Source organism: Novosphingopyxis sp. YJ-S2-01, assembly GCF_016093175.1.
Classification (GTDB): domain Bacteria; phylum Pseudomonadota; class Alphaproteobacteria; order Sphingomonadales; family Sphingomonadaceae; genus Novosphingopyxis; species Novosphingopyxis iocasae.
The window spans coordinates 49,304-75,328 of record NZ_JAEDAI010000001.1 but is presented as its reverse complement, the minus strand read 5'-3'; the positions used below and the strand labels follow the sequence as shown (position 1 = coordinate 75,328).

Genomic DNA, 26,025 nt, shown 5'->3' with positions numbered 1-26,025 from the left:
CCATGGGTGAATTCCGTCTGCCGAAGAATTCGCAGGTTCTTGAGGGCAAAAGCCACCCAGCGCCGGACGATGCCAAGGATCCGCGCACGGTACGCATCTATCGCTGGAACCGCGCGCAGGGCGGCAATCCGCGCATGGACAGCTACACCATCGATCTGGCCGATACCGGCAAGATGGTTCTCGACGCGATCCTGAAGATCATTGACGAGGTGGATCCCTCCATTGCCCTTCGCCGCTCCTGCCGGGAGGGCGTGTGCGGTTCCTGCGCCATGAATATCAACGGCAAGAACGGTCTTGCCTGCCTGACCCCGATCGAGGAGCTGGGCGATGGCGACATCGAACTGACGCCGCTGCCGCACCTTCATGTCATCAAGGACCTGGTCGGCAGTCTTGAGCAGCTCTACGCGCAATATGAACTGATCGAGCCGTGGATGAAATCGGACACCGCCGCGCCGGAGCGCGAACGGCTGCAACCGCCCGACCAGCGCCGCAAGCTGGATGGGCAGATCGAGTGCATCCTGTGCTTCTGCTGTTCCACGGCTTGCCCCAGCTACTGGTGGAATTCGGACAAATATCTTGGCCCGGCCATCCTGCTGAACGCCCATCGCTGGATCGTTGATAGCCGCGACGATCATACCGGAGATCGGCTCGACCAGCTCGACGACCCGTTCCGTCTGTATCGTTGCCACACGATCATGAACTGCACCTCGGCCTGTCCCAAGGGCCTCGATCCCTCCAAGGCGATTGCGGACATCAAGCGGAAGCTGGCCGAGCGTGACTGACCATATGGGCTACGGCGCGGACGGCACGCCCCATCGCGTGGTCGTGGTGGGTGCGGGCTTCGGCGGCCTGAACTTCGTCGCCTCCGCCAAAATGGCCGGTCTGGAGATCACCCTGATCGACCGGCAGAATCATCATCTGTTCCAGCCGCTGCTCTATCAGGCCGCGATCACCGTGCTGCCCGTGACCGATATCGCGTGGCCGATCCGCACGCTGATGCGCGACCGGCCCGATGTGCGCGTGGTGCAGGCGGAAGTCTGCGACGTTGACTTGGAAGCGCGCGAGGTGCGCACCCACCCGGAGGGGAGCTATCCCTATGATACGCTGATTCTCTCGCCCGGCAGCGTGACGAGCTACTTCGGGAATGATGAATGGGCTGCCATGGCGCCCGGCCTGAAAACGGCCAGCGACGCCATGGCGATCCGCACGCGCATTCTGGCCGCGTTCGAACAATGCGAGCGGGAGGCTTCAGGCCGCGCGCCCTGCATCTCCATCATCGGCGGCGGCCCCACCGGTGTGGAACTGGCGGGCATGATCGCGACCTTGTGCCAGAAAGAATTGAAAGACGAATTTCGCAGCTTCAATCCGTCCGACAGCACGATCGTGCTGATCGACGCCGCCGATCGGCTTCTGCCCAATCTGCCGGACGACCTTTCCGCTTATGGTGCCGCGCGCCTTCGGAAGATGGGTATCGAGCTTCGCCTGGGTGAAAAGGTGACCGGTTGTCACGACGGAGGGGTGAGCCTGGAATCGGGCGATCTGGCCTGCGATACGGTGATCTGGGCGGCGGGCACACGCGCGGTGCCGGTGGCAAAGTGGCTCGGCGTGGAAGCGGAACGCGGCGGGCGCGTGCCTGTCTCCCGCGATCTCAGCTTGCCGGGCCATGGCGATGTCTTCGTGATCGGGGACTGTGCCGAAGTGGAATGGAAGGATGGCAAGAGCGTTCCCGGCATTGCGCCCGCCGCCAAACAGCAGGGCGCCTACCTCGCCGGCTTGCTGCGCCACCGTTTGGGCAAGGGGCGCGATCCCGGCCCGTTCGTCTATCGCCATCAGGGCGATCTTGCGACCATCGGCCCCAATCAGGCGGCGGTCGATTTCGGCTGGATCAAGCTGACCGGCAGGCTGGCATGGTGGCTTTGGGGGCTGGCGCATATCTATTTCTTGATCGGCGTGCGCAGCCGCATCGCAGTGCTGTTGCACTGGTTCTGGCTGCGGCTGCTGGATCGCTCCGACGCGCGCCTGGCGCTGGCTGCACATGATGATGCGGGCGCGGTGCCCGGTGAGGACGAGGATGAGAATGACGGGCAAGACCGGAGCTGAACCGACGCGCAAAGAGGGCACTGCCCTGTTGCAGGACCCGCTGTCCAACAAGGGCACCGCCTTCAACAAGCAGGAACGCGACGCGCTGCGGCTGCGCGGACTGGTGCCGCCCCATGTGGAATCACTCGGCGAACAGCTCGAACGGGCACGGGCGATGGTGATGGAGGTGGACCCGCCGATCGAGCGCTATCTGAGGCTGCGCGATCTGCAGGACGATAATGAGGTGCTGTTCTATGCGCTGCTGACCGGCGATCTGCCGACCATCCTTCCGCTCATCTACACGCCTACAGTGGGTGAGGGCTGCATCGAATTTAGCCGTCATTATCAACATCCGCGCGGCCTGTTCCTGACCATTCCCGAACAGGACAAGATCACCGGGATACTGGACGATCCGCGTTTCGACGATGTCGAAGTGATCGTGGTGAGCGATGGCGAGCGTATCCTGGGTCTGGGCGATCAGGGCGCCAACGGCATGGGCATCCCGATCGGGAAACTGTCGCTCTATACCGCGTGCGGCGGGTTCGATCCGGCCAAGACGCTGCCAATCCTGCTCGATACGGGGACCGACAATGATGATCGGCGGAACGATCCGCAATATGTCGGCTGGCGGCATGACCGCGTTCGGGGCGAGGATTATGACGCATTCCTCGATGCCTTTGTCGATGCGGTAAAGAAACGCTGGGACCATGTCCTGCTGCAGTTCGAGGATTTTGCGCAGGCGAATGCCTTGCGCCTATTGGAACGCTACCGAGAGGATTTGTGCACCTTTAACGATGATGTGCAGGGCACGGCCGCGGTGGTTGCGGGCATGCTACTCGCAGCCTCGAAGGCGGCGGACAGGCGATTGAGCGATCAGATCTTCGTCATCTACGGCGCCGGTTCCGCCGGGTGCGGGATCGGGCGCATGCTCGTCAAGCTGATGATCGACGAGGGATCAAGCGAGGATGATGCCTATAAACGGTTCTACGCCATCGATGCCGATGGACTGTTGACCGATGACAGCAATCTCAAGGCTTTCCAGAAGCCATTCGCAAGAAAGGCGGATGAGCTGGATGATTGGAGCGTCCCGGGAGACCGGATCGACCTTGAGGCCGTGGTGGAAAATGCCAAGGCGACGGTGCTGATCGGCACATCGGGGCAAAAGGGGGCGTTCACCCGCAAGGCAGTCGAGACGATGGCGGGGCACACGGACCGCCCGATCATCATGCCGCTTTCCAACCCGACGGCGAAGAGCGAGGCCACCCCGCAGGATCTTGTGGACTGGACCGGCGGCAAGGCCCTCGTGGCAACCGGCAGTCCGTTCGACCCGGTCAGTTTTGAAGGGGGCACCTACCCGGTCGATCAGGCGAACAATGCCTATATCTTTCCGGGCGTCGGCCTGGGCGCGGTCGCTGCAAAAGCCAGCCGCGTGACAGATGCCATGTTCGTTGCGGCGGCGCGCAAGCTAAGCGAGATCGAGACGACCAGCCGGGACGGGCCATTTCATCCCCCGTCAGGAAAAGCTGCGCGACGTCGCCCGAGAAATTGCGCTGGCCGTCGCCCAGCAAGCCTTTGCCGACGGCGTCGCACAGATCGAACAGCCGGATGACGCGGCGCTGGCCAAGGCCATCACCAGCCGCATGTGGGAACCGCGTTACCCGGATTAGCGTGGGGACGAAGCGTTCATCACCATTGCAGGGTGGAACTTAACTCCCGCCGGTAGATCAACGTTTGACGATGAAATTGTAAGTGAGGGCGATGCCGGCTGAATATTGGTCGCGGCTGCCATAAGCGCGCGTGATGGGGGAGCGGGCGGCGTCGCCGGCCAGGCGATCATAGCCGGCATAGCCGTAGCCCGCCCATCGCGGCGAGAAACGGTACAGCAGACCGGCTGTCGCACCCACGGCGTAAATTCCGGCGCTGGTATCGAAGGCGGGGAGCCCGGTGGCAGCCGCGCGGTCGGGCGAGACACCGAAATAGCGGCGATTGTACCGCGCATCGGCCAGCCGCACGCGGGGCCCGATAGTGGCGACGAAGCGGTCATCCGCGCCGCGCAGCACGTAATCGGCGGCGACGTCACCGACAAAGGCGTTGTGCCCACCGATCCCCCGGCGGACCTCGGCGCGGAGGCGTAAATTATCGCTCAGGAAGCCTTGCGCGAAAACGCCTGGCTCAAAAGTAAAGCCGACATTGCCGACCGGTGCGCCGACGTCCTTTTCCTTTCGCGCCGACTGGAAATTGAAGGTGCCGCCAAAGCTCACGCCGTCGCGTTCGCCCAGCAGGCGAAAGGCCGTGTTCTGATCGGGCGAGCGGATTGGCAGCGGTTCGCCTCCCCGGCGCACCCGAATGACGGGCAGTGGCCCCAGATCATAGCTGTCCGCGCCCGGAAAAGACGGCCGGACCTGCAGGCCGAGGCCGACGAAAAACTGCAGATCGGGCTTGTCGTCCTCGCGCACTACATCCTGTGCCGAGGCAGGCAGAGCCGTCACGGCTGCGCTGATTGCCAGCATCGAAAGAGCGAGGAACCTGACAACTGAACTCCTCGCTGCAATCATCGTGACATCTCCATCGTACGCGCGCGCAGGACGTTCCCTTTCGCAATACGGCCTTTTCCAGCACCATATTCGAAAAGAGAAGCTGTCTCCGCTAAGGAGAAAGTCACGCGCCGGGCGGGGAGCCCTGGTCCTGATCCTTTGGCAATTCCAGCGGCGTGGCACCGCAGATGGTGCGCAGCGCGGTTTTCAGGCCTTCTTCTATCGTGGGGTGATAGAATGGCATCTCCAGTAGCTGCGTGGCCGTTTGTCCCTGTTGCACCGCCCAGGCCAGCATGTGCGCAAGATGCTCTCCAGCCGGGCAGCAGAGATCAGCGCCGATCAGCCGGCCATCCGGTGCCGCCGCGTAAAGCGTCAGCGAACCCTGGTTGACGCCTTCGACACGGGCCCGGCCCTGATCGTCGAAGTCCGCCGTACCGGTGATCACGCCGTCTTCCTCAGATTCGCCGATCTGCGCGGTCGGCGGGCTGGTGAAGATGAGGCTGAACGGAACGAAGCGATTGGCGCTGTTGACCGCGGGAAAGGCAACGGCGTTGCGCCCGGCAATGGCGCCGTCCTGTGACGCTTCGTGCAGGATCGGCAAATTGTCAGCCACATCGCCGGCAAGGAAGATGCTGCTTTCTCCGCACTGCATGGTGCCGCGGTCATGTTCGGGCACGCCATCATCATCCAGCGCAATCCCGGCATTGGTGAGATCGAGGCTGTCCAGATTGGGGCGGCGTCCGGTGGCCACCAGCACATAATCGAACACGTCCTCGCCAGTGGATGCGCCGCTCCATGACAGCGATACGCCATCATCCGTCCGGCGGGGTTCTATGTCGACACCGAGTTTCAGCTCCACGTCCTTCGCGATAATGGCTTGCAAGGCGTCGTGCACCTTTGCGCAACGCACGTTCCCGAGCGTGTCTTTTCTGTCGAACAGAGTGACTGCGACGCCCAGACGGGCCATCGCCTGCGCCAATTCCAGCCCGATCGGCCCTGAACCGATGACCGCGAGGCTCTTGGGCAAATCCTCCAGATCGAAAATGCTTTCATTGGTCAGCATCCGATCATCCAATGCCTCGAACGGCGGAGGGACGAAGGGCGCAGAGCCGGTGGCGATCACGATGCTGCGGGCCTCGACCATGCGGCCATCGTCAAGCATCAGCGTGTTCGCACCCGTGAATGCCGCACGCGCTTTCACCCGGACCTTGTCCGGCAGCTTTGCGATGCTTTCGCGGGTCAGGCGGGCAAAGCGATCCCGCTCATCGCGTACCCGCTGAAGGACAGCCTGTCCGTCTATCTGGACGGTCGGCACATGAATGCCGAACTGATCGGTAGTCTGGGCCGCATGCGCGGCGTGCGACGCGGCGATCAGCAGCTTGGACGGCATGCAGCCAACGGTGGCGCAGGTCGTTCCCGCAAAATAGGGATCGATCAGCAAGGTGCTGGCCCCCGCCGAGTGGGCCGCGCTTTGCGCGGCCAGCCCGGCGGTGCCAGCACCGATTATCGCTACATCACATTGCAACTTCTGCTCTGGATTAGCCGGCAACCGAAATCGCCTTTACGTTCACGAATTCCTTCAGGCCCACCTCGCCATGCTCCCGGCCGTAGCCGGAATCCTTGACGCCGCCAAAGGGCATATTCGGCTGTGCGATGGCAAAGGTGTTGATGTTGACCATGCCGGTATCAAAATATTTGGAGGCCATTTCGATAGCGCGGTCCACATTCTTACTGAAGATACCGCCGCCGAGGCCATAGCGGCTGTCATTGGCGATGCGCATGGCATCTTCATCATCCTTCGCCTTGATGATCGAGGCGACCGGGCCGAAAATCTCATCATCATAAGCGGGCTGTCCCGGTGCAACGTCAACCAGCGCGGTGGCGGGATAGAACCAGCCCTTGCGATCCGGCACGCTGCCTCCCGCGACGATACGGGCACCGCCCTCGACGCTGTCCTGAACCTGCTTGTGCACCTGATCGCGCTGCCGCTTGGACACCATCGGCCCCAGCTTCGTGCTGTCTTCGTTGGGATCGCCCATCTCGATGGCGTTGAACTTCTCGGCATAACCCTTCACGAACGCGTCGTAATTCGCCTCGGTCACGATGAAGCGCTTCGCATTCACACAGGTCTGGCCGTTGTTGAACAGGCGGCCCTGCACGCAGGTTTTGATTGCCAGATCCAGATCTGCGTCGTCGAACACCAGATAGGCGTCGTTGGAACCCAGCTCGAGCACGGTCTTCTTGGAGACGGATGCAGCCTTCTGCGCCACCGTGCGCCCGGCCTTGTCGCTGCCAGTCAACGTCACGCCGCGCACCAGATCATGCTCGATGATCTTGTCCGACTGGTCGTGCGTAATCAGCAGCACGCCGAACAGGCCCTTGGGCAGTCCTGCACGCTCGTAAATATCGCGCAGCATCAGCCCGCTGCCCGTGCAATCCTCAGAATGCTTCAGCAGCACGCCGTTGCCGACCATCAGGCTGGAGATCGAATAACGCACCGCCTGATAGCAGGGGAAGTTCCAGGGCTGGATGCCGTAGATTACACCCATGGACGAATAGGTCACGATCCCGCGACCCTGCTGCAGATCGCGCTCTTCATCGGCCAACAGGTCGGGGCCGTGTTTCGCCGTCCAGTCGCAGATGCCCGCGCAAAGCTCGATCTCGTTCTTACCATCGCTGAGCAGCTTGCCCATCTCGTCGGTCATCAGCTGCGCATATTCATCCTTCGAGGCGCGCAGTTCTTTGGCGATCGTCGCGATAACCGATGCGCGTTCCTCACGGCTCTTCAGGCGCCATTCCAGGAAGGCGTCATGGCTTTTCTGCACCACGTCCATTGCCTCGTCATCGGACATGATGGGGTAGGTTTTAAGGACCTCTTCGGTGAGAGGGTTGATCGTCTGGATGGTCTTATCGGTCATCATGTTGTCCTTTTCGAATGGGGAGAGATGCGAGTTGGCAAAGCCGGGTCAGCCGAATTGCTGGCGATGTTTGTCCAGCGTCGTCTGGGAGTCAGCCAGCGCCGCATCGATTGCGGCGGCGAAATCCTGATTATTGAGATGTAGGACGCTGTTATGGGCGGCGCAGACAATGGGCGTTTCGCGCCAGGCGGCACCCAGCGCTTTGGCCCAGGCGATATAATCATCTGCGGCTCCGGAGCGCTTCTCCAGGCCGTCCGCCAGCTTGGGATGGAAACGCAGATCAGGGCCGGACATGATCTTTTCGACCAGCGACGGCAGATCCAACGCGTTCAGCGTATCATCGACATGCACGATCCCGCTTGCGCGGTGCCGTGCGATGACCGATCCCACGTGGACGGACTGGTCATCGGGGATCAATTCGATGCCTGCGGGAATGGAAAACTCAAGCGTATCGGAAAATTCGTCCTGCGTCGCGGCGTCCTCGATCAGCGCGGGATCCCAGTTCAGCTCTGGCGACCGAAGATGGTGCCGCCGCGTTCCGATCAACCGGGCATGGGGCACGAAATTCTGCGCGAATTCGCAATGCACGGTGTGGAAAGGATGGACATTCAGCACCGCATCAATGCGTTTTCCATCATCCGTAAGCGCGCGGATGGCACGCAGCGTGTCATTATCGGCGGCATAAGAATCCAGGAGCAGAAAGCGCCCGTTCGGACGGCGTACAAGCGACATCTGCGTGCCGACGTTCAATAGTTTCGCTATCCGGAAATCCCCACGGATATTCCAGAAGCCGTCTGCCAAATGCAGCATCGTGCCGTCCCGATGGTTGAATGGAAATGACGTTCCATCAAGCAACGGCAATGGCTTTCGTTCCACAGGGCAGCTGCCGAAGGCTGTGCCAGCATCGGAATATGCTCACCGTTCGCCGTATCAAAGCGGAGGCGTTTCCGGCCCTGTGGCAACCAACGCATCGCGGTGCCGCGAATGCCGATGGCCGGTCTATCGATCCAACGCCCATTGCGTGCGTCAGCGAATGGCAATCTACAGGGATATAGGTGCAGGGAAGAGTGGTGCCGCTTAGGTGACTCGAACACCTGACCCCATCATTACGAATGATGTGCTCTACCAGCTGAGCTAAAGCGGCTTACCGAGGGGCGCGCATAGCGGGGGTGGGGGCGGCTGGCAAGATGTTGTGCGCAGAATTGCTGACCTGCGCTTGTCCTCGCCAGAACTCTCTTCAGACAGGGGAGGGCCGCCGGGCGCAGCCTTTCAAGGGTTTACACCTTCTTTACCAAAAGCGGTGCACAATCATGCCACCTGTCCTGTCCGGGGCGGGCGGAGTGCAAGGCGGGGTAAGATGGACGATCTGCGCGGTTTCGGTTCGCATGACGGCTTTCAGGGCGATGATGCGGACTATGTGAGTTACGAAGACGTCGGGCTGGATGAAGACGATGTCGGCCTGGACGCGCCGCCGCTGGTTTCCGGCGATGAGCGGCGGATGCAGGTGCGTGCGTACAATTTCTGGACCTCGTTGCTCGGCGATCGCAACTTTCCGGATATCGAGGACCTGGAACCCGCCAGCGTCCCGGAATTCGCCGATAACGGCGTCCTCCTGGACTTCACATCGGGCATCGAAAATCCGTCGATCCAGTTCCTGGGCTCCGCGATTCGCGATGAGTGCCAGATCGAAGGCAATATCTTCTATCTCGATCAGGTGCCGCCGCGTTCGCTGCTGACGCGGATCACCGATCATTATCTTCAGATCATCGCCAACCGGGCGCCGATCGGCTTTGAGGCCGAGTTCGTGAACCAGCGCGGGCTGACGATCATGTACCGCGGTATTCTGCTGCCGTTTTCCTCCGACGATGACAGCATCGATTTCATCTACGGCGTCATCAACTGGAAGGAAGCGGCAGGCGACGACATCTCCGGAGAGCTCCAGCTCGAAGTGGAGGATGCGCTGCGCGCCGTGCGGCCGCGGCCCAAGCCGGTGCCGGTCTGGGCCGATTCGCCGAGCCGCATGGATGTGGACGAGAGCGAAGAAGAGTTCGCGCTGAACGAGGCGGCGATTGTCGTGCCAGATGCGGATGCGCCCCTGGCTGACTGGCTTGCCGCCGCGCGCGAGCAGGCGGAAATCGCGCAAGGCATCGACATGCGCAGCCGCAGCGCGCTGTATGCCGCGATCGGGCTTGCCTGGGATCTCGCTTTGGCTGCCGAAGAAAAGCCGGAGGATTATGCCGCGCTGCTCGCGGACACCGGGCTGAAGCGCCAGGCGCGCGCGCCGATGACGCCGATCGTGAAGCTCGTCTTCGGGGCGGATTACGACAAGACGCGGATCGCCGAATATGCCGCCGCACTGGGGTTCGCGGAGCGCACCGGGATCGCGCGCGGGGAACTCGGGGCCGCCATCGAGGGCTATGATGGCGGGCTGAAGGCGCTGGTGCGTGATGAACGCAAGGCGCGCCGCGAGGCGAAGGCCGGGCTGGCACGCACCGTGAAGCGTGACCCGCGGGAGAAGCTTCGCAGCGCCGCGCCCAAGTCGCTCGATCAGTTTGCCGGGACCGAGGAGGAGTTTGTGCTCCTCGTCGCGCGGAAACAGGGGGATGGCAGCATGGCGATCATCGGCAATGTCGATGGCGGTGATGCGCTGACCGAAAAGGCTCTGCGCAAGACCGTGATCTGACCGGGCCGGGGCGCCCGGTTACGCCAGCCAGTCGATCGCCAGACAGGTGGCGATGCCGACACCAATGGTGAGCGGTATGCCCGCCTTGAAGAAGTCGGTGAATTTGTAGCCGCCCGCGGCATAGACCAGCGTGTTGGTCTGATAGCCGATCGGCGTTGCGAAGCTGGCGGACGCGGCGAACATGACCGCGATGACCAGTGGGCGTGGCTCCACGCCCAGATCGCTTGCCAGCTTGATGACGATTGGCGTGACGATGATGGCCACCGCATTGTTGGTCACCACCTCCGTCAGCACCACAGAAATGCCGTAGACGGCGAAGATGAGCGCCCAGGGCGGCACGTCGCGCAGGATCGGCGTCAGCGCGCCCACAATCAGCGATACGCTGCCGGCATTCTCCAGCGCCAGACCCACTGCAAGCATGGCGAAGATGAGGACGAGCACATTGCCATCGAGAGAGCTCCAGGCCTCTTCGGCGTCGATGCAGCGGGTCAAAAGGATCACGCCCACCGCGATGATCGCCGCAATGCCGATCGACAGGATGCCGAAGGCCGACAAGAGCACCACGGCGGCGAGAGCGCCGATGGCGATTGGTGCGCGGTCCCGGCGGAACTCGCGCTCCTTGGTCTCGCCCACGCCGTAGAGATTGGGATTGCTGTACATTGCCCGGATCGCCTCGTCCTCGCCGGTGACGAGGATGCGGTCGACCGCATGGACGCGCGCGCCAGGCAGATCGGGGCCGGGAACTTTGCGGAAGCGCGAGATGCCAAGGATGCGCACGCGCAGGTCAGACAGGAAAGGGATGTCGATCAAGCGCTGGCCGATCGAGGGATGCGTCGGTGCGATCGTGGCTTCCACCAGCCCGCGCGAACTGGCCGATACGTTCGAATCGCCGGCGGTCAGCCCCACCTCGAACTCGCTTGATGACCGCAGCGATAGCAGCTCCGCGATGGCGCAGCGCAGGACGAGGTGGTCGTTCGCGCGCAGCACCTCGTTCTCAATGCCGGTGCGTTGGAAGCGGCCTGCGCGTTTCAGCGCGATCACCTTCACCTTGTCGCGCCGCGTCATCGGCAGATCAGACAGCAGTTTACCGACATATTCGCTGTCGTGACGGATCCGCACCTCGGTCAGGAAGCCGCTTGCCTCCTGGCCGATCGTCGGGCTGTCCTCGTCCTTGTCCGGCAGGAACCAGCGGCTGATGAAGACGAGCATCAGCGCGCCGACCACGCCGGCGATCAGGCCGTAGGGCGTGATCGAGAAGATGCCGAAGCCGGGCAGGCCTGCATCCTGCGCGACCGAATCCACCAAGAGGTTGGTCGAGGTGCCGATCAGCGTGGTCGTGCCGCCCAGGATGCAGATGTAGCTGAGCGGGATCAGCAGGCGCTTGGCGCTGGTGCCCAGCGCCTGGGCCAGGCGCATGATGATGGGGATCATCACGACGACGACAGGCGTGTTGTTCATGAAGGCGGACGCGAAGAACACGCCGATCATCATCTCGAAGATGGCAAGTTGCGGGCGCTTCTTGGCGCGGGCGATGATCGCGCTGGCGATGGCGTCCATCGTGCCGGTGCGCAGCAGCGCGCCCGACAGGATGAACATCGCAGCGATGGTGATCGGCGCCTGGTTGGAGAAGACGGAGAACAGCCCCTTGTCGTCCAGAATGCCGAGGAACAGGAACAGGCAGGCCCCCAGGATCGCGACCACGGTGGCCGGGAAGCGCTCCATGACGAAGCCGACGAACATTGCCGCGAGGATGACGAGGCCGATAATGGCCTGATACTCGGCAACGAATGCGCGGAAGGCTTCGATCAGGATCATCGTTTAACCGTTAGAGCGGTTTGCGGGCGCGCACTAGGCGGATTGCGCGGGGAAGGGGCGAGACAAGCGGGAGCCGCATAGGCTTTGACGGTGAGCGGTGGGCCGGACGCCGCTATCTTGTCGAACTTGTCGCCGATCGCGGCTTTGGCGCGAATGTCTTCGCAGCAAGCGCGGCCGAGACCGGCTGGCAGACCGCGGGAAGGTTCAAAGATTGCAGCCCTCATAACCGATATGGTTATCACTGGCTTGCCCTGTAGGACAGGCCTTTCGTGCCCACGCCGCCTCAGCTGCCGCATTGGGCGCGGTGGAGCAGATATTGATCCGCCAACACCAGCGCCATCATCGCTTCCACCACCGGCACGCCGCGAATGCCGACGCATGGATCGTGGCGCCCCTTGGTGGCGATCTGCGTTGCCTCCCCGTCCGGGGTGATGGTGTCCACGGGCGTCAAAATGGAGCTGGTGGGCTTGAACGCGATGCGCGCCGTCACCGGCTGTCCGGTGGCGATTCCGCCCGCTACTCCGCCGGCATGGTTGGCGGCAAATTGCGGACCGTCCGCTCCCGGGCGCATCGGATCGGCATTCGCTTCGCCCGAAAGCCGCGCGGCCTCGAATCCGTCGCCGATCTCCACGCCCTTCACCGCATTGATGCTCATCATTGCGGCGGCCAGCGATGCGTCGAGCTTGGCGTAGAGCGGTGCGCCCCAGCCGGCGGGTACGCCCGTTGCTTCGCAGGCGACGATGGAGCCCAGCGAACTGCCGGACTTGCGCGCGCCGTCCACCAGCTGTTCCCAGCGCGTAGCGGCCTCTGCATCGGCGGCAAAGAAGGGATTTGCGGCGATCTGGTCGGCATCGAAACTTTCCGCCGGATCCCCGCCCAGTTCCGCTGTCCAGGCGGTGATGGAAACCTGCGGGATGATCTTTCGCGCCACCGCGCCCGCCGCCACGCGCATCGCCGTTTCGCGCGCGGAGGAGCGCCCGCCGCCGCGATAGTCGCGAAAGCCGTATTTCGCGTCATAGGCATAATCGGCATGGCCGGGGCGATAGGCCTTGGCGACGTCCGAATAATCCTTGGAGCGCTGGTCCACATTATCGATCATCAGGCTGATCGGCGTACCGGTGGTACGCCCCTCGAACACGCCGGAGAGAATGCGCACTTCATCCGGCTCGCGCCGCTGCGTGGTGAAGCGCGAGGTGCCCGGCCGCCGCTTGTCGAGGAAAGGCTGGATGTCGGCTTCGCTCAGGTCGATGCCCGGAGGGCACCCGTCGACCACGCAGCCGATGGCCGGCCCATGGCTTTCGCCCCAGGTGGTGACACGCAGCAGATGCCCGAAGCTGTTGTGGCTCATAATTTCCTTTTCCCCTTCCTCTCCCGGGAGGGGAGAGTGGCTCTCTTCAGCCCTCCATTTCCCCGAACGGGGCGGCATATTCTGCGCTACCTTCGAAGGGGCGGGGCGGGGCGTCGAGTTCCAGCGCCATGAAGTTCTCGCCCGAATAGGCGCTGCGATAGGGTTTCGCGGCGGGTGCGTCGAAGCCGAAGCGGCCGTAATAGGCCGGATCACCGAGCACGAAGATCATCTGGAATCCGATGCCGCGCGCCTGTTCTATCAGATCGCGGATCAGCCGCGTGCCGATCCCTTCGCTCTGGCACTCGGGCAGCACCGATACCGGGCCGAGCGCGGCGGCGGCGACCGGGCGGCCGTCGGCGAAGACGTTCATCCGGCTGAGCACCGCATGGCCGACGATGAAGCCGTCCGCCTCGCACACCAGAGAGGCGGCGATGTCTCCCTTTTCGCGCAGGGCATCGACCAGCCGCATTTCGGCGTCGGTCGGGAAGGCGGCGCGCACGGCCTCGCGGATCGCGGGGAGGTCGCCGCGCGCTTCGGGGCGAATAGTGCTCATCCGTGGTCGAGCGCGATGTCGGGTGCGTCTTCGGCCTTCATGCCGATGGCGTGATAGCCGGCATCGACATGGTGGACCTCGCCGGTCACGCCGCTGGAAAGATCGCTCAGCATATAGACGCCTGCGCCGCCGACATCCTCGATCGTGACGTTGCGGCGCAGCGGGCTATTCAGCTCGTTCCATTTCAGGATGTAGCGGAAATCGCCGATGCCGCTGGCGGCCAGCGTCTTGATCGGTCCGGCGCTGATCGCGTTCACGCGAATATTTTCCGGGCCGAGATCGACCGCGAGATATTTGACGCTGGATTCCAGCGCGGCCTTGGCGACGCCCATGACGTTGTAATGCGGGATCACCTTTTCCGCGCCGTAATAGGTCAGCGTCAGGATGGAGCCGCCGTCCTTCATCATCGGGCGCGCGGCGCGGGTGACGGCGACCAACGAATAAGCGCTGACGTTCATCGTCATGAGGAAATTGTCGAGGCTGGTGTCGACATATTTGCCGCGCAGCTCGTTCTTGTCCGAAAAGCCGATGGCGTGGACAAGGAAGTCGATCGAATCCCAATGTTCGCCAAGCGCGGCGAAGCATTGGTCGATCGATTCCTGATCGGACGCATCGCACGGGATGCAGATGTCAGAGCCGAGCTGCTCGGCCAGCGGGCGCACGCGCTTTTCCAGCGCTTCGCCCAGATAACTGAAGGCGAGCTCCGCGCCTTGCTCCGCCAATTGCTTCGAAATACCCCAGGCGAGCGATTTTTCATTGGCGAGGCCCATGATGAGCCCGCGCTTGCCCTGCATCAATCCGGTCATGCGTCTTGTTCTCCTTGCCCGCCCTCTACATCGCAGCCGCCCTCATTGGCCAGAGCCGCGTTGAGATGCGCGCCCGTAACCATGCCAAGCCCGATAAGATAGAAGAAGATGAGCGCGATGATCACGCCGGCCAGGCTGCCATAGGTCAGATCGTAATTGGTCGCGTTTGCCAGAAACAGTGGCAGAAGCATGGTAGAGGCGAGCCACCAGGCGCTCACCAGCACCGCGCCCGGCCATTTCGGGCAATCGGGTCCGCGATAATCGCGCGGCGTGATGGCGCGGAACAGGATGTAGAGCGCCCCGAACAGCACGAAAAAGGGAAGGAACCGCCCGATCGAAAGAATACGTGAAATATTCTGCGCCCAGGGCAGGTAGGTATAGACGAATTGCTCCGCGCCGGTGACGATGACCTGGGTGGAAAAGGCGATCATGGCCAGGAACACCGCGCCGATGATGATCGCGATCGAACGCAGGCGATATTGCCAGAAAGGGCGCTGGGCGGTGGTGCCATAGGCATCGTGCAGGGCTGCGCGGATGGTCTCGATCAGGCTGCCCGTGGTCCATAGCCCGACGACGGCGGAGAGCCAGAGGACGGGGCCGGAGCGCGCCGTCATCGCGCTTTCGACGGGCGTGCGCAGCGCATCGCTGACGCTGCGCGGCACCGTCTGGAAAAAGCTCTGGATCAGGTCGAAACCAAGCTGCGTTCGGCCGAACACGCCGGCGACCGCCGCGGCGACAATGAAGAAGGCAAAGACCGCCAGTAGCGACAGATAGGCGAAATTGCCGGCCTGCGTGAAGCCGTCGGTGTAAACGCCGACGGCGGTGCGCTTCACCACCTCGATCGTCTTTTGGCCGGGCTTGAGCCGCTGAAACCAGCTCGCCTCCGTTTCCTTGCTGCGCTCGCTCTTGCGGCGGCGCAGCACCGTTCTGCGCCGGGCCTCCGGCGAGAGCGGGCTGTGTTCAGACACCCAGCTCGTCCCGGACGCCGCCCGGCGCCTCCCAGCCTTCCACGAATTGCTTCAATGCGGCGTCGTCTTCCGGAAGCTCCACCATCAGCCGGACCAGCTGATCGCCGCGCCCGCCGCTTTTGGTGCTGAAACCGCGGCCCTTGAGGCGCAGCGTCTTGCCGGAGCTGGAGCCTGCCGGAACGGTCAGCATGACGGGGCCGTCCACGGTGGGCACGCGCACCTTGCCGCCCAGCACCGCCTCCTTCAGCGTGATCGGCAGATCGAGCCGGATGGTATCGCCGTCCCGCTCGTAAAAGGGATGGCCGCCGATCTGCACGGTGACGATGCCGTCGCCGGTGCCGCCGGGACCCTGCTGGCCTTTGCCTGCGAGGCGGATCTGCTGCCCGTCGACAAGCCCTGCGGGCAGTTTCAGGTCGATCGTCTTCCCGTCGGCCAGCGTGATGCGCTGCGGCTCGCGCGTGGCAGCATCGGTGAAACTCACCTGCATGCGATAGGCGATGTTCGCGCCCTTGGGCGGGGCCGCGCGTCCACCGCGGCCGAAGGGATTGGAGCGTTGCTGGCGCCCGCCGCCGCCGCCGAATAGATCGCTGAACAGATCGCCCAGGTCCACTTCCTCGCCGCCGCCCTGATAGGGGCCGCCGGAAAAACCGCCGAAGCCGCCCTGCGGTCCGCCCTGGCCGCGGAAACCGCCGCCGCCCCCACCGCCATAGCCGAAGGGGCCGCGCGGATTGCCTTCCTCGTCGATCTCCCCCCGGTCGAACGCGGCGCGCTTGTCCTTGTCCATCAACAGGTCATAGGCCTGCGTCACCTTGCCGAAGCGATCCGCCGCGGCCGGATTGTCCTTGTTGCGATCCGGGTGGAGCTCCTTCGCCAGCGTGCGATAGGCGCTCTTGATCGTCTTCTCGTCGGCGTCGCGCGAAACGCCCAATGTTGCATAAGGGTCTGCCATGGCGTGAGAGTTAGGATGCGCTTGGCCCGAGGGCAACAAATGCTTGGGCCTTGGCACATCCCGCTGCCGTCTCGACCGGCGCGCGGCGCGGCGCTACAGCATGGGCCATGGCCAAAGATCCCTTCACTCTTTTCGACCGCTGGCTTTCCGAAGCGGAAGCATCCGAACCCAATGATCCCAACGCGATGGCGCTCGCCACCGCGGACGCGGACGGGCGCCCGTCGGTGCGCATGGTGCTGCTGAAAGGACATGGCGAAGACGGCTTCGTCTTCTACACCAATTTCGAAAGCCGCAAGGGCGCGGAGCTGGCGGCGAACCCGCAGGCATCTTTGCTGTTCCACTGGAAATCGCTGCGCCGCCAGATCCGGATATACGGGCCGGTGACGCGCGTGTCCGATGATGAGGCCGATGCCTATTTCGCCAGCCGCGCGCGCGATTCGCAGATCGGTGCCTGGGCGTCCGATCAGTCGCGCCCGCTGGACGAGCGCGAGACGTTTCTGGACCGGTTCGAGAGCTATGAGCGCAAGTTCGAAGGCGGCGACGTGCCCCGCCCGCCGCACTGGTCCGGCTATCGCCTGAGCCCCGAGCGCATCGAATTCTGGCAGGACCGCGAATATCGCCTGCACGAACGCCGCCAGTTCGTGCGCGATGGCGACGGCTGGTCAGAAGGGCTGCTTTACCCGTGAGCGCTGCAGACACAGGCGGCGGTCTGCCCCTCAATGTGCGCGCGGCGCTTGCCAGCGTGGGGACCGCGCTGTTCCTGCTCGTGCTCAAGACCTGGGCGTCGATCGCCACCGGATCGGTCGCGATGCTCGGCTCGCTTGCCGATACGGGCTTGGATTTAGCGGCTTCTCTCGTCCTGCTGTTCAGCGTGCGATACGCCGCGATGCCGCCGGACGAGGACCATCGCTTCGGCCATGGTAAGGCCGAATCGCTGGCCGCGCTGTTCCAGGTCGCGCTGATCGCGGTCTCGGCCGCGCTGATTGCCTGGCGCGCGGTCGAGCGATTGCTGAAGGGCGCACCGGTCGAGCAGGCGGAATCCGGCATCATCGTCTCCGTCATCGCGATCATCGCCACCTTCGGGCTGGTGGCCTATCAGAAGAGCATCATCCGCCGCACCGGATCGGTCGCGATCGAGGCGGACAATCTGCACTATCAGAGCGATCTGCTGCTGAACCTTTCGGTCATCGCCGCGCTTGTGCTGGACCAGTATCTGGGCCTGGGCTGGACCGATCCGCTGTTCGGCGTCGCCATCGCCCTGTGGCTCGGCTGGAACGCCTTTCGCGGGGCGAGCCGCGCGATCGATCAGCTGATGGACAAGGAATGGCCGGAGGAAAAACGCCTCGCCTTCATCGAAGTGGCGCACCGGCACGAGGAGCTGAAAAACCTGCACGATTTGCGCACCCGCACCAGCGGAAACCGCGACTTCGCGCAGTTTCACGTCGATATGCCCGCGAAGATGACGGTGGCGGAAAGCCACGATATCATTCACCGCGTGGAAGATGATCTGCGCACGCATTTTCCCGATGTGGAAGTGCTGATCCATATCGACCCGGAAGGCCATGTGGACGAGCCGGACAATCCGCTGGTGGAAGAGGACCAGTTCAAGAAGCTCGAGGGGAGCGAATAGCGTCCTGACTTAACCCCCTAGATCCGTTCGCCCGAAAGAAGAACGAGGCTTCGACAAGCTCAGCCCGAACGGCGCTTTTAAACCAAAGGTAGCTCTCTATGCCCACCGTCCCTTACTTCCATGTCGATGCCTTTGCGGACAAACCGTTCGCGGGCAATCAAGCCGCCGTCATGCTGCTGGAAAGCTGGCCGGACGATAGCGTGCTGCAGGCGATCGGCGGCGAGAACAATTTTGCCGAAACGGCGTTTCTGGTGCCCTGCGCGGATGACGAGGCGGATTACGAGCTTACCTGGTTCACACCCACCAGCACGGTGGACCTGTGCGGCCATGCCACGCTGGCGAGCGGCCATATTGCGCTGACCGAGTGGATGAAGGACGCGGACGAGGTCCGCTTTCGCACCCATAAGGCGGGCGTGCTGACGGTATCGCGGGACGGCGAGGGCTATGCGCTCTCGCTGCCCGCTTATGCGCCGGAGCCGAAGGAAAGCTTCAACGAAGCAGTGCGCGGGCTCGGCGCCCGGCCGCAGGAAATCGCGAGCCATGCGGGCGGCTATCACATCTTTCGTTATGCGAATGCGGACGAGGTGATGGCGCTCGATCCCGATTTTCGCGCGCTGGCCCCGCTAGGCGATCTGCAATTTATCTGCACTGCGCCCGGCACCGATACCGACGTGCTGAGCCGCGTGTTCGTGCCCGGCGCCGGAGTGGACGAAGACAGCGTGACCGGCTCCGCCCATGCCGCGTTGACGCCTTATTGGTGCGACCGGCTGGGCCGCGAAAGCTTCACCGCGCTGCAGGCGAGCGAACGCAAGGGCTATCTCACCTGCCGCCGTGAAGGCGATCGCGCCGTGCTCGGCGGCCCGTGCGTCACGGTGGTGGAGGGGCGGTTCACGTTCTAACGGATCGGCGCCAGCGACTTTAGCTCATCGTCATTGCGAGGCCGCAGGCCGAAGCAATCCAGTGCGTGCGCAGCGCTGAATCGGCCCTGGATTGCTTCGTTGCCTTCGGCTCCTCGCAATGACGGTGTAGTCAGTCACGCGCTCTACCTTACCGGAAACAGGTTCACGATGCGGCCCAGCTGATCGCGCGCCGCCTGACGCCCCTCATCGGGCGTCTTGCCCAGGCGCACCACCGTCAGCCCCTGTTCGGGCGAAACGATGACATATTGGCCGAGATGGCCGAGCGCGGCGAAGGCGGTGGCGGGCGCTTCATCCGGAAACAGGATCGGCAAACCGTCAGCCCCGGCGCGTGCGTTCAGCCAAATATGGCCGCCGTAAACCGCGTTTGTGGGCGAGGGGGTGCGCATGAACTCGATCCATTTGCGCGGGATCAGCTGCGCCCCGCCGATCGAGCCGCCATTGCGCAGAAATTCGCCGAACTTCGCCCAGTCGCGCGCCGTGGCGTGCATGATCGATCCGCCGATCATCGTGCCCGCACGGTCGAATTCGATTTTCGCGCTGTTCATGCGCAGCGGCTCGAACAACCGGCCATAGGCAAAGCGTCGCACCGCCTCCATCCGCACGCGCGGGTTCTTGCTGTCGGTCAGCTCGCGCGCGATGATATCGGCAAGGATCACCGTGGTGGCCGAGCTATATTCGAACTTCTCGCCCGCGCGCGCCTCCATCGGGCGACTTTCGGCATAACGGGCCATATCGTCCGCGCCGTCGAGGAACAGCATGCGCACGGTGTCGCCGTCGTAAATCTCGCCGGGATCGGCAGGGTCGAGCCCCTCGGTATGATCGAGGCCGCTTGCCATGTGCAACAGATGGCGCAGCGTGATGTTGCGGCGCGGATCGCCCGGACTCTGCCATTCGGCAATGGGCGCGGGATCGTCCAGCTTCAGCCGCCCGTCGGCCACCAGCATGCCGATGAGGACGGCGGTCACGCTCTTTTCCATCGACCAGCTGATGAGCGGCGTGTCGGCGGAATATCCCGGCGCGTAACGCTCGGCCACCGGCTTGCCGTAGCGCATGATCACGAGGGCGCGCGTTTCGGCCTGCGCGGGATCGCTGAACAGCGGCTCGATCCGTGCATCGAGCGCAGCGCGGTCCACCGGGCTGTCCATGGCGATATAGTCGCAGCGCGCGTCGCACGGATCGGGCGGCGGCGGGGCGACAGGCGTGTCCGATCCGCAGCCCGCGAGCAGCAGAAGGGCCGCGAAAGCGGTTGCGGGATAAAGCGATTTGTTCCTAGGCATGCGCGCGATGACCTGCACCAGTGAGCCCTTTGATGACAAGTGTTGATCCCCGCGCGCGCCGCTGGTGGTATTGGCCGGTGCGCATCGCTGCGCTGCTGGTGCTGATCGTCGGTGCGTTGCTGATCTGGCAATGGCCCTCGCTGAGCATGCAGGCAGAACTTGGCGCGCGCTACACGGCCCGCGTTGCCTGTTCCTGCCGCTATGTCGAAGGACGCAGCCTGCAAAGCTGTGAGACGGATAACGAACCGGGCACTGAAATCGTGTCGATGCGCGATGATCCTGCGAACAAACGCATGTTCGCGTCTGTGCCGCTGCTGGCCGAGGCGGCTGCGGAAAAGCGGGGGGATTTCGGCTGCGTGCTGCTGACGCCGGAGGAACTGGACGCGGTAGACTGAGGCTGCCCGCCCGCTTTCGCGCGTCAGATCTCGAACGGTTTTATCTGCACCGGATTGGTCATCGGTAGACGGATGCGTGAGCGCCAGTAATTCTCTTCGAGCTTGCGTTCAAAGCTCGCGTGCACTGCGGCCAATACGGTGCGGATGATCTGCGTGCCCGATCCTTCATGCACATTGTCGACGGTACCGGGATTGTCGAAGCGCTCTTCCCACAGGAAGTCGAGCATGCCGCTCTCGTCCCTGCTCAGCTCCCAGCGAATAGTCAGTTCCTGCGCGCGGTTGCCGAGGAAACCGTGTTTGGCACTATTGGTCGCCAGTTCGTGCAGCACCAGGCCCATCGGCGTAATCGCGTCGCGTGGTAACTCGATCGGCTTGCCCTCGATATGCGCGTCGGACGCTGTCGCGCGGTGATACGGGCTCAAGACTTCGGCCACCATATCGCGCAGTTGAATGCCGCTGTCGTCCATGCTCATACCGATGGTGGCTTCATGGGCGCGGCCCAGCGCCACGATCCGGTCGCGCGCGATATCGGCGGCGTCCTGCGCGCTATCCATCCCGCGCGAGGACATGGTTACAATCGAGGCGATCACCGCAAACACATTCTTCATGCGGTGGTTGAGCTCTCGGTTGATCATCCGGAATTGCTGATCGGCCACCCGCGCGGCGACCACATTGCTGACATCCCACTGCGTCCCGTAGAAATAGACGAGCCGCCCCTCCCGGTCATAAATCGGGCCGATATGCACCGCGTTCCAGAAGCTGGTGCCGTCCTTGCGATAATTGAGCAGCTCGACGACGCCCGTCTTCTCGTTTCGGATCAGATCGCGCATCTTTGCGATGTGCGAAGGATCGGTGCCTTCGCCCTGAAGCATGCGGCAGTTGTTACCGACCACATCGCTCTCGTCATAGCGCGTCATCTCGTAAAAGCTGGGATTGGCGAAGATGATCGGGTTGTCGCCTTGGCGAGGATCGGTGACGCACATGGCCATGCGCGTCTGGCCGAGCGCCTGAAGGATCAGGTTCGCACCGTCATCGCTGTGATCCAGAATTTGCTGAAGATTTGCCCGTCCGGTGTCGGACATTTCGGCGGTGGGAAGATCATTTTCAGTCATGGCATGCCTCTTTCGGGGTCAACCATGCCCGCTGTTCCGGCATCGTTTCCGCGTGAATTGTTCAGGCGGCCAGTTGATCCTGTGCCGCAAGGGTTGTCTCGATCCAACCGCCGCCGAGCACTTGCGTTCCCCGGTAGAGCACGGCGGCTTGCCCCGGAGCGACGCCAAATTCGGGTTCATCAAACAGAATGCGGCTTCCTTCCAGCCGCGCAGGCACGGGCTTGGCGAGCGAGCGCACCTTGGCGGTGAGTGGCCCATCGCGCTCTCCGCCGATCCAGTTGATATCGCTCAGCTCGGCGCCTGCCACGGCCAGCGCGGCCTTGGGGCCGACCACCACCTGCCGCTGCGCCGCATCGATGCGCACGACGTAAAGCGGCTCGGCCTGTCCGCCGATATCCAGCCCGCGGCGTTGGCCGACGGTATAGTGGATGATGCCCTTGTGCCGGCCGAGCTCGCGCCCGGACAGATCGACGATCGCGCCTTCTTCGCCCGCTTCCGGACGCAGCTTGCGCACGATGCGCGCATAATCGCCATCGGGCACGAAGCAGATGTCCTGGCTGTCTGGCTTGGCCGCGACGGGCAGGGCAACCTCGCGCGCAAGATCGCGCACTTCGGCCTTGGGCATGGCGCCCAGCGGAAAGCGCAGATAATCGAGCTGATCGCGCGTGGTGGCGAACAGGAAATAGCTCTGATCGCGCGCCGGATCGGCGGCGCGGTGCAACTCGGCCCCGTCAGCGCCCATTTCCCGGCGCACATAGTGGCCGGTGGCCAGGCAATCGGCGCCAAGATCCCGCGCGAGCGAAAGCAGATCGGTGAACTTCACGCCCATATTGCACTGCACGCAGGGAATCGGCGTGCGGCCGTTCGCATAATCGTCCGCAAACTGGTCGATTACGGAGTCGCGGAAGCGGCTTTCATGATCGAACACATAATGCGCGATGCCCAGCTTGTCGGCGACGGCGCGCGCATCGCGGATGTCCTGCCCCGCACAGCAGGAGCCGGCACGCTGCACCGCAGCGCCGTGATCGTAGAGCTGCAGCGTAACGCCGATGGTTTCCGCGCCCGATCGCGCGGCGAGCGCGGCCACGACGGAGCTGTCGACGCCGCCGGACATGGCGACGACGATACGCTTGCCGGTAAGATCGTCACCAAGCTGGAAATCTGCAATCTGCGTCATGGCCGCGCACATAGTCCTGCCGGGGCAAAATTGCCAGCGGCGGGCGCGATGCAACGCGGCGGGGCGCACGGCTCCGTCGTGCCGAATCGACAAGGCTGCGTTAACCAAAGCTAATGGCGGCTGAACCGCATTTTTACGGAAGCTTATCCTCTCGCAGCTAATGAGGGGGTATGGACATACCCTCACATCAGCAGTTCGACCGCGCTGGGAGCCCGCTCTCTGCCATCGACTATGGGACCTTGCGCGCCGTACTGGCCGCGCCGGGGCTGCGCGAGCGGACGTCCGCACGGCGCGATCGTCGGGGCTTCCTTCTGGTGGGTACGATGGACGATCGAATCGACTTTTTTGCAGGGCGCTGCGGCGCTTCGCCTCGCTTCGCCGGTCCGTTCGCTCCGTTCGCCGGACGGACGGCGGCTCGTAAAGACCCTGTTTACCTTGGCGCTTCAACATCTGGCAGGAACATGACGGGTAAGGAACCTCCAACACCAGGGGCCGCTATGGCCGCTCATTCTGGGGGAATGAAATGATCGAGAACCAGAAAATCAAACCGGCCCAGGTAATCGGTCCGCTCGGCGAGCCGCTGACGATCGCCGATCTTCCGCCGGTCACCACGCGCCGCTGGGTCGTGCGCCGCAAGGCCGAGGTCGTTGCCGCGGTTAATGGCGGGCTCCTCACTGTGGATGAAGCGTGCGAGCGCTATGATCTGACGCTGGAGGAATTTGCCGGCTGGCAGCGAGCCGTCGACCGATCGGGCATGCCGGGTCTGCGCGTCACGCGCATCCAGCACTATCGCGATCTTTACGAGCGCCAGCAGAAATATTGACGCTCTCGGGCACCTGCCCGGCACCCCGTCAGGCGTCCGCCCAGAACCATATCCGTTCGGAGCGCCCGTCAGCATTTTCTGACGGGCGCTTTTCGTTATGCTTGCGGAACCTTTATCCTGACGGTCGATTGAAACCTGCAGAAAGACGGGCAAGCGTAACCGGCCCATCTGTGAAGCAGGAGGAAGTGTAATGGGCTGGATTATAGCCATTATCGTAGGCGGAATCATCGGCTGGCTTGCCAGCATGGTCATGGGTCGTGATGCATCCATGGGCATCTTCTGGAACATCGTCGTTGGCCTGATCGGCGCGTTGATCGGCGGCTGGGTTGGAACCGCGTTGTTCGGTATCGGCTCGACCCTCACGAGCTTCAGCATCCCCGGCCTGCTGATGTCGTTCGTCGGCGCGGTAATCCTGCTGGCGATCGCCAACCTTATTCAGCGCAAGCGTATTCGCTAAGCGCAACTCAATACCGGCCGCAGATGCGGTCAGGTGACGGAAAAGGGCTGCTTCGGCAGCCCTTTTTTTTTAATGTGCGAGCAAGTTCCTTGCCCGCTGCGGCCCATGCGGTTCCCGCCCTTCACGTCGTTTGTCGAACCTCGGACAGCGCCTGACCAATTCCTTTTTCCAAAAGGTCTGCTGACGTTAAGGCGCACCATGCGATGACCTTGCGCAAATGCGCGGCGTTTGCGAGGCGCTTGCGGTGACTGAGTTATTCGGATAATACAGCTCCGCTTGCAGGCCGGAACGGGCCGCAAAGGGGCGAACGGGCAGATGGCAATGAACTACGAATCGACGATCACGAACGAGATGGAATCCCCCGGTGTGGAAGCTGCCCGTGAAGAGCGGCTGGACCGTAGGCGCAAGCGCACGGTCATTATCGCCATCATCGCGATCGTGCTGGTGCTCGGCATTGCCGGTTATTTCTTCACGCGCGGCGAAGAGCCTGCAGCCGATGCGGCCGCGGCGGGCGGAGAGGCCGGCGGACAGGAGGCGCCCGTGGTGACGGTGGTCGCGCCTGGCAGCAACACCGTGGTGAACGCCATCAATGCCACTGGCACCATTGGTGCGCGGTTCGACACGCCTGTCGGTATTGTTGGAGAAGGCGGCCGGGTGACACAGGTTTATGTCAATGCCGGCGACTGGGTGAAGCAGGGACAGGTACTCGCCGCCGTAGACCGGTCGGTGCAGAACCAGCAGGTCGAGGGGCTGCGCGCGCAGATCAGCGTGGCCGAATCCAGCCTCAACCTTGCGCAGGCGCAGCTCAACCGCGCGCTGCAGCTCGTCGATCGCGGCTTCATCAGCCAGGCCGATGTCGATCGCCTCACCGCCGAGAAGGAGCGCGCGCAGGCGCAGCTTCGCGTGGCGCGCGCCTCGCTGAACGAAGCGCAGGCGCGCAACGCCCGGCTCAATGTGGTGGCCCCCACAAGCGGCATCATTCTGGAACGCAATGTGCAGCCTGGCCAAATCGTCACCCAGGGCTCCGGTACGCTGTTCCGCATGGCCGCGGGTGGTCAGATGGAGATGCAGGCACAGCTGAGCGAGGATGATCTGGCACAGATATCCGTCGGTGTGCCGGCGCAGGTGATGCCGGTCGGCACCACGGAAACATTGAACGGGCAGATCTGGCAGGTCTCCCCCACCATTGACCCCCAGTCGCGCCAGGGCATCGCGCGCATTGCCTTGTCCTATGACAAGTCCTTGCGCCCCGGTGGTTTCGCCAATGCGCTGATCCGTGCCGGTGCAGTCTCCGCGCCGGTTCTTCCCGAAAGCGCGGTGCAGAGCGATGAGAAGGGCAATTTCGTCTACATCGTCGGGTCCGGCAACAAGATCGAGCGGCGCGGCGTGACCATCGGCACCGTAACCGATGCGGGCCTGACCATTGCCAGCGGCCTTTCCGGTAACGAGCAGGTGGTGCTCTACGCCGCCGGGTTCCTCAATCCGGGCGAGACGGTGCAGCCGCGCCGACAGAAGGGCATCGCCCGTCAGACGGCGCGCGATGACGAACCGGCTGATCTAGAAGCGCCGGCGGGGCAGTAA

24 protein-coding genes and 1 tRNA gene are annotated in these 26,025 nt (G+C 63.4%); 11 read left to right on the top strand and 14 right to left on the bottom strand.

What is annotated here, in order from left to right; translation table 11 throughout:
- The first annotated feature begins 2 nt into the window (after nucleotides 1-2).
- The 3 genes from I6A82_RS00310 to I6A82_RS00300 are packed head-to-tail and all read left to right on the top strand — an operon-like array spanning nucleotide 3 to nucleotide 3,688.
- Nucleotides 3-782 carry a succinate dehydrogenase iron-sulfur subunit gene (locus I6A82_RS00310; RefSeq protein ID WP_198093252.1) on the top strand — a complete coding sequence of 260 codons (780 nt, stop codon included), beginning with the start codon at nucleotides 3-5 and terminating at the stop codon, nucleotides 780-782.
- The gene (locus I6A82_RS00305) at nucleotides 775-2,100 is read left to right on the top strand and encodes an NAD(P)/FAD-dependent oxidoreductase (RefSeq protein ID WP_198093251.1); all 1,326 of its coding nucleotides are present in this window, start codon (nucleotides 775-777) and stop codon (nucleotides 2,098-2,100) included. The genes I6A82_RS00310 and I6A82_RS00305 overlap by 8 nt, the downstream gene beginning before the upstream one ends.
- The gene (locus I6A82_RS00300) at nucleotides 2,078-3,688 is read left to right on the top strand and encodes an NAD-dependent malic enzyme (RefSeq protein WP_198093250.1); all 1,611 of its coding nucleotides are present in this window, start codon (nucleotides 2,078-2,080) and stop codon (nucleotides 3,686-3,688) included. The genes I6A82_RS00305 and I6A82_RS00300 overlap by 23 nt, the downstream gene beginning before the upstream one ends.
- A 115-nt stretch (nucleotides 3,689-3,803) precedes the next feature.
- Here I6A82_RS00300 and I6A82_RS00295 read toward each other — a convergent pair whose 3' ends face one another.
- The 5 genes from I6A82_RS00295 to I6A82_RS00275 form a co-directional block, all read right to left on the bottom strand.
- Nucleotides 3,804-4,568, bottom strand: coding sequence for a MipA/OmpV family protein (locus tag I6A82_RS00295; protein WP_198093249.1), 765 nt, complete (start codon nucleotides 4,566-4,568; stop codon nucleotides 3,804-3,806).
- A gap of 169 nt (nucleotides 4,569-4,737) precedes the next feature.
- The gene (locus tag I6A82_RS00290; RefSeq protein WP_198093248.1) at nucleotides 4,738-6,162 is read right to left on the bottom strand and encodes a dihydrolipoyl dehydrogenase; all 1,425 of its coding nucleotides are present in this window, start codon (nucleotides 6,160-6,162) and stop codon (nucleotides 4,738-4,740) included.
- Nucleotides 6,152-7,531 (bottom strand): NAD-dependent succinate-semialdehyde dehydrogenase, encoded by a 1,380-nt coding sequence (locus I6A82_RS00285; RefSeq protein WP_198093247.1) that lies wholly within the window; start codon nucleotides 7,529-7,531, stop codon nucleotides 6,152-6,154. The genes I6A82_RS00290 and I6A82_RS00285 overlap by 11 nt, the downstream gene beginning before the upstream one ends.
- A 48-nt stretch (nucleotides 7,532-7,579) precedes the next feature.
- A complete protein-coding gene (locus tag I6A82_RS00280) occupies nucleotides 7,580-8,341 on the bottom strand; it encodes a hypothetical protein (protein ID WP_198093246.1) in 762 nt (253 codons plus the stop codon).
- 258 nt (nucleotides 8,342-8,599) lie between these two features.
- Nucleotides 8,600-8,675: transfer RNA gene (locus I6A82_RS00275), tRNA-Thr, on the bottom strand.
- 213 nt (nucleotides 8,676-8,888) lie between these two features.
- Here I6A82_RS00275 and I6A82_RS00270 point away from each other — a divergent pair.
- Nucleotides 8,889-10,214: a PAS domain-containing protein gene (locus I6A82_RS00270; protein ID WP_232343177.1), complete on the top strand. Its 1,326-nt coding sequence runs from the start codon at nucleotides 8,889-8,891 to the stop codon at nucleotides 10,212-10,214.
- A gap of 18 nt (nucleotides 10,215-10,232) precedes the next feature.
- Here I6A82_RS00270 and I6A82_RS00265 read toward each other — a convergent pair whose 3' ends face one another.
- From I6A82_RS00265 to I6A82_RS00240, 6 genes are all read right to left on the bottom strand, one after another.
- On the bottom strand, nucleotides 10,233-12,029 hold the full coding sequence (locus I6A82_RS00265; protein WP_198093245.1) for an SLC13 family permease: 1,797 nt from the start codon (nucleotides 12,027-12,029) through the stop codon (nucleotides 10,233-10,235).
- 283 nt (nucleotides 12,030-12,312) lie between these two features.
- Nucleotides 12,313-13,377, bottom strand: coding sequence for a chorismate synthase (gene aroC, locus I6A82_RS00260; RefSeq protein ID WP_198093244.1), 1,065 nt, complete (start codon nucleotides 13,375-13,377; stop codon nucleotides 12,313-12,315).
- A gap of 46 nt (nucleotides 13,378-13,423) precedes the next feature.
- A complete protein-coding gene (locus tag I6A82_RS00255; RefSeq protein ID WP_198093243.1) occupies nucleotides 13,424-13,930 on the bottom strand; it encodes a GNAT family N-acetyltransferase in 507 nt (168 codons plus the stop codon).
- On the bottom strand, nucleotides 13,927-14,736 hold the full coding sequence (gene fabI / locus I6A82_RS00250; protein ID WP_198093242.1) for an enoyl-ACP reductase FabI: 810 nt from the start codon (nucleotides 14,734-14,736) through the stop codon (nucleotides 13,927-13,929). Before fabI ends, I6A82_RS00255 begins: the two co-directional genes overlap by 4 nt.
- Nucleotides 14,733-15,704: a YihY/virulence factor BrkB family protein gene (locus I6A82_RS00245; protein WP_187334492.1), complete on the bottom strand. Its 972-nt coding sequence runs from the start codon at nucleotides 15,702-15,704 to the stop codon at nucleotides 14,733-14,735. Before I6A82_RS00245 ends, fabI begins: the two co-directional genes overlap by 4 nt.
- Entirely contained in the window at nucleotides 15,697-16,653 is a 957-nt protein-coding gene (locus tag I6A82_RS00240) for a DnaJ C-terminal domain-containing protein (protein WP_198093241.1), read from the bottom strand. The genes I6A82_RS00245 and I6A82_RS00240 overlap by 8 nt, the downstream gene beginning before the upstream one ends.
- A gap of 107 nt (nucleotides 16,654-16,760) precedes the next feature.
- Between I6A82_RS00240 and pdxH the strand changes: the two genes are divergently transcribed.
- The 3 genes from pdxH to I6A82_RS00225 all read left to right on the top strand — a co-directional run bounded on the left by pdxH (nucleotide 16,761) and on the right by I6A82_RS00225 (nucleotide 19,182).
- Nucleotides 16,761-17,339 (top strand): pyridoxamine 5'-phosphate oxidase, encoded by a 579-nt coding sequence (gene pdxH / locus I6A82_RS00235; RefSeq protein WP_198093240.1) that lies wholly within the window; start codon nucleotides 16,761-16,763, stop codon nucleotides 17,337-17,339.
- Nucleotides 17,336-18,283, top strand: coding sequence for a cation diffusion facilitator family transporter (locus I6A82_RS00230; RefSeq protein ID WP_198093239.1), 948 nt, complete (start codon nucleotides 17,336-17,338; stop codon nucleotides 18,281-18,283). Before pdxH ends, I6A82_RS00230 begins: the two co-directional genes overlap by 4 nt.
- 98 nt (nucleotides 18,284-18,381) lie before the next feature.
- A complete protein-coding gene (locus I6A82_RS00225) occupies nucleotides 18,382-19,182 on the top strand; it encodes a PhzF family phenazine biosynthesis protein (RefSeq protein ID WP_198093238.1) in 801 nt (266 codons plus the stop codon).
- 143 nt (nucleotides 19,183-19,325) lie between these two features.
- On the opposite strand, the gene I6A82_RS00220 is transcribed toward I6A82_RS00225, so the two are convergent.
- Nucleotides 19,326-20,480 carry a serine hydrolase domain-containing protein gene (locus tag I6A82_RS00220; protein ID WP_198093237.1) on the bottom strand — a complete coding sequence of 385 codons (1,155 nt, stop codon included), beginning with the start codon at nucleotides 20,478-20,480 and terminating at the stop codon, nucleotides 19,326-19,328.
- 32 nt (nucleotides 20,481-20,512) lie between these two features.
- Here I6A82_RS00220 and I6A82_RS00215 point away from each other — a divergent pair, with 32 nt between their 5' ends.
- Complete coding sequence (locus I6A82_RS00215) at nucleotides 20,513-20,875, top strand: hypothetical protein (RefSeq protein ID WP_198093236.1); 363 nt, start codon at nucleotides 20,513-20,515, stop codon at nucleotides 20,873-20,875.
- Between the two features lie 23 nt (nucleotides 20,876-20,898).
- Here the strand turns inward: I6A82_RS00215 and I6A82_RS00210 are convergent, their stop codons facing one another.
- Nucleotides 20,899-21,987, bottom strand: a complete 1,089-nt coding sequence (locus I6A82_RS00210; protein WP_198093235.1) for a PAS domain-containing protein — start codon at nucleotides 21,985-21,987, stop codon at nucleotides 20,899-20,901.
- A 61-nt stretch (nucleotides 21,988-22,048) separates the two neighbouring features.
- Nucleotides 22,049-23,164 (bottom strand): tRNA 2-thiouridine(34) synthase MnmA, encoded by a 1,116-nt coding sequence (gene mnmA / locus I6A82_RS00205; RefSeq protein ID WP_232343176.1) that lies wholly within the window; start codon nucleotides 23,162-23,164, stop codon nucleotides 22,049-22,051.
- 523 nt (nucleotides 23,165-23,687) lie between these two features.
- Between mnmA and sciP the strand changes: the two genes are divergently transcribed.
- The 3 genes from sciP to I6A82_RS00190 all read left to right on the top strand — a co-directional run bounded on the left by sciP (nucleotide 23,688) and on the right by I6A82_RS00190 (nucleotide 26,025).
- A complete protein-coding gene (gene sciP, locus I6A82_RS00200) occupies nucleotides 23,688-23,987 on the top strand; it encodes a CtrA inhibitor SciP (protein ID WP_187334484.1) in 300 nt (99 codons plus the stop codon).
- A 190-nt stretch (nucleotides 23,988-24,177) separates the two neighbouring features.
- Nucleotides 24,178-24,444 carry a GlsB/YeaQ/YmgE family stress response membrane protein gene (locus I6A82_RS00195; protein ID WP_187334483.1) on the top strand — a complete coding sequence of 89 codons (267 nt, stop codon included), beginning with the start codon at nucleotides 24,178-24,180 and terminating at the stop codon, nucleotides 24,442-24,444.
- A 321-nt stretch (nucleotides 24,445-24,765) separates the two neighbouring features.
- A complete protein-coding gene (locus I6A82_RS00190; protein WP_198093233.1) occupies nucleotides 24,766-26,025 on the top strand; it encodes an efflux RND transporter periplasmic adaptor subunit in 1,260 nt (419 codons plus the stop codon).

Bases quoted from the DNA above. Each gene is read 5' to 3' on its own strand.
- I6A82_RS00210 (WP_198093235.1), bottom strand. From the start codon at position 21,987: ATGACTGAAAATGATCTTCCCACCGCCGAAATGTCCGACACCGGACGG.
- I6A82_RS00280 (WP_198093246.1), bottom strand. From the start codon at position 8,341: ATGCTGCATTTGGCAGACGGCTTCTGGAATATCCGTGGGGATTTCCGG.
- I6A82_RS00265 (WP_198093245.1), bottom strand. From the start codon at position 12,029: ATGATCCTGATCGAAGCCTTCCGCGCATTCGTTGCCGAGTATCAGGCC.
- I6A82_RS00310 (WP_198093252.1), top strand. From the start codon at position 3: ATGGGTGAATTCCGTCTGCCGAAGAATTCGCAGGTTCTTGAGGGCAAA.
- aroC (WP_198093244.1), bottom strand. From the start codon at position 13,377: ATGAGCCACAACAGCTTCGGGCATCTGCTGCGTGTCACCACCTGGGGC.
- I6A82_RS00215 (WP_198093236.1), top strand. From the start codon at position 20,513: ATGACAAGTGTTGATCCCCGCGCGCGCCGCTGGTGGTATTGGCCGGTG.
- mnmA (WP_232343176.1), bottom strand. From the start codon at position 23,164: ATGACGCAGATTGCAGATTTCCAGCTTGGTGACGATCTTACCGGCAAG.
- fabI (WP_198093242.1), bottom strand. From the start codon at position 14,736: ATGACCGGATTGATGCAGGGCAAGCGCGGGCTCATCATGGGCCTCGCC.
- I6A82_RS00255 (WP_198093243.1), bottom strand. From the start codon at position 13,930: ATGAGCACTATTCGCCCCGAAGCGCGCGGCGACCTCCCCGCGATCCGC.
- I6A82_RS00300 (WP_198093250.1), top strand. From the start codon at position 2,078: ATGACGGGCAAGACCGGAGCTGAACCGACGCGCAAAGAGGGCACTGCC.
- I6A82_RS00190 (WP_198093233.1), top strand. From the start codon at position 24,766: ATGAACTACGAATCGACGATCACGAACGAGATGGAATCCCCCGGTGTG.
- I6A82_RS00240 (WP_198093241.1), bottom strand. From the start codon at position 16,653: ATGGCAGACCCTTATGCAACATTGGGCGTTTCGCGCGACGCCGACGAG.
- pdxH (WP_198093240.1), top strand. From the start codon at position 16,761: ATGGCCAAAGATCCCTTCACTCTTTTCGACCGCTGGCTTTCCGAAGCG.
- I6A82_RS00270 (WP_232343177.1), top strand. From the start codon at position 8,889: ATGGACGATCTGCGCGGTTTCGGTTCGCATGACGGCTTTCAGGGCGAT.
- I6A82_RS00220 (WP_198093237.1), bottom strand. From the start codon at position 20,480: ATGCCTAGGAACAAATCGCTTTATCCCGCAACCGCTTTCGCGGCCCTT.
- I6A82_RS00225 (WP_198093238.1), top strand. From the start codon at position 18,382: ATGCCCACCGTCCCTTACTTCCATGTCGATGCCTTTGCGGACAAACCG.
- I6A82_RS00195 (WP_187334483.1), top strand. From the start codon at position 24,178: ATGGGCTGGATTATAGCCATTATCGTAGGCGGAATCATCGGCTGGCTT.
- I6A82_RS00285 (WP_198093247.1), bottom strand. From the start codon at position 7,531: ATGACCGATAAGACCATCCAGACGATCAACCCTCTCACCGAAGAGGTC.
- sciP (WP_187334484.1), top strand. From the start codon at position 23,688: ATGATCGAGAACCAGAAAATCAAACCGGCCCAGGTAATCGGTCCGCTC.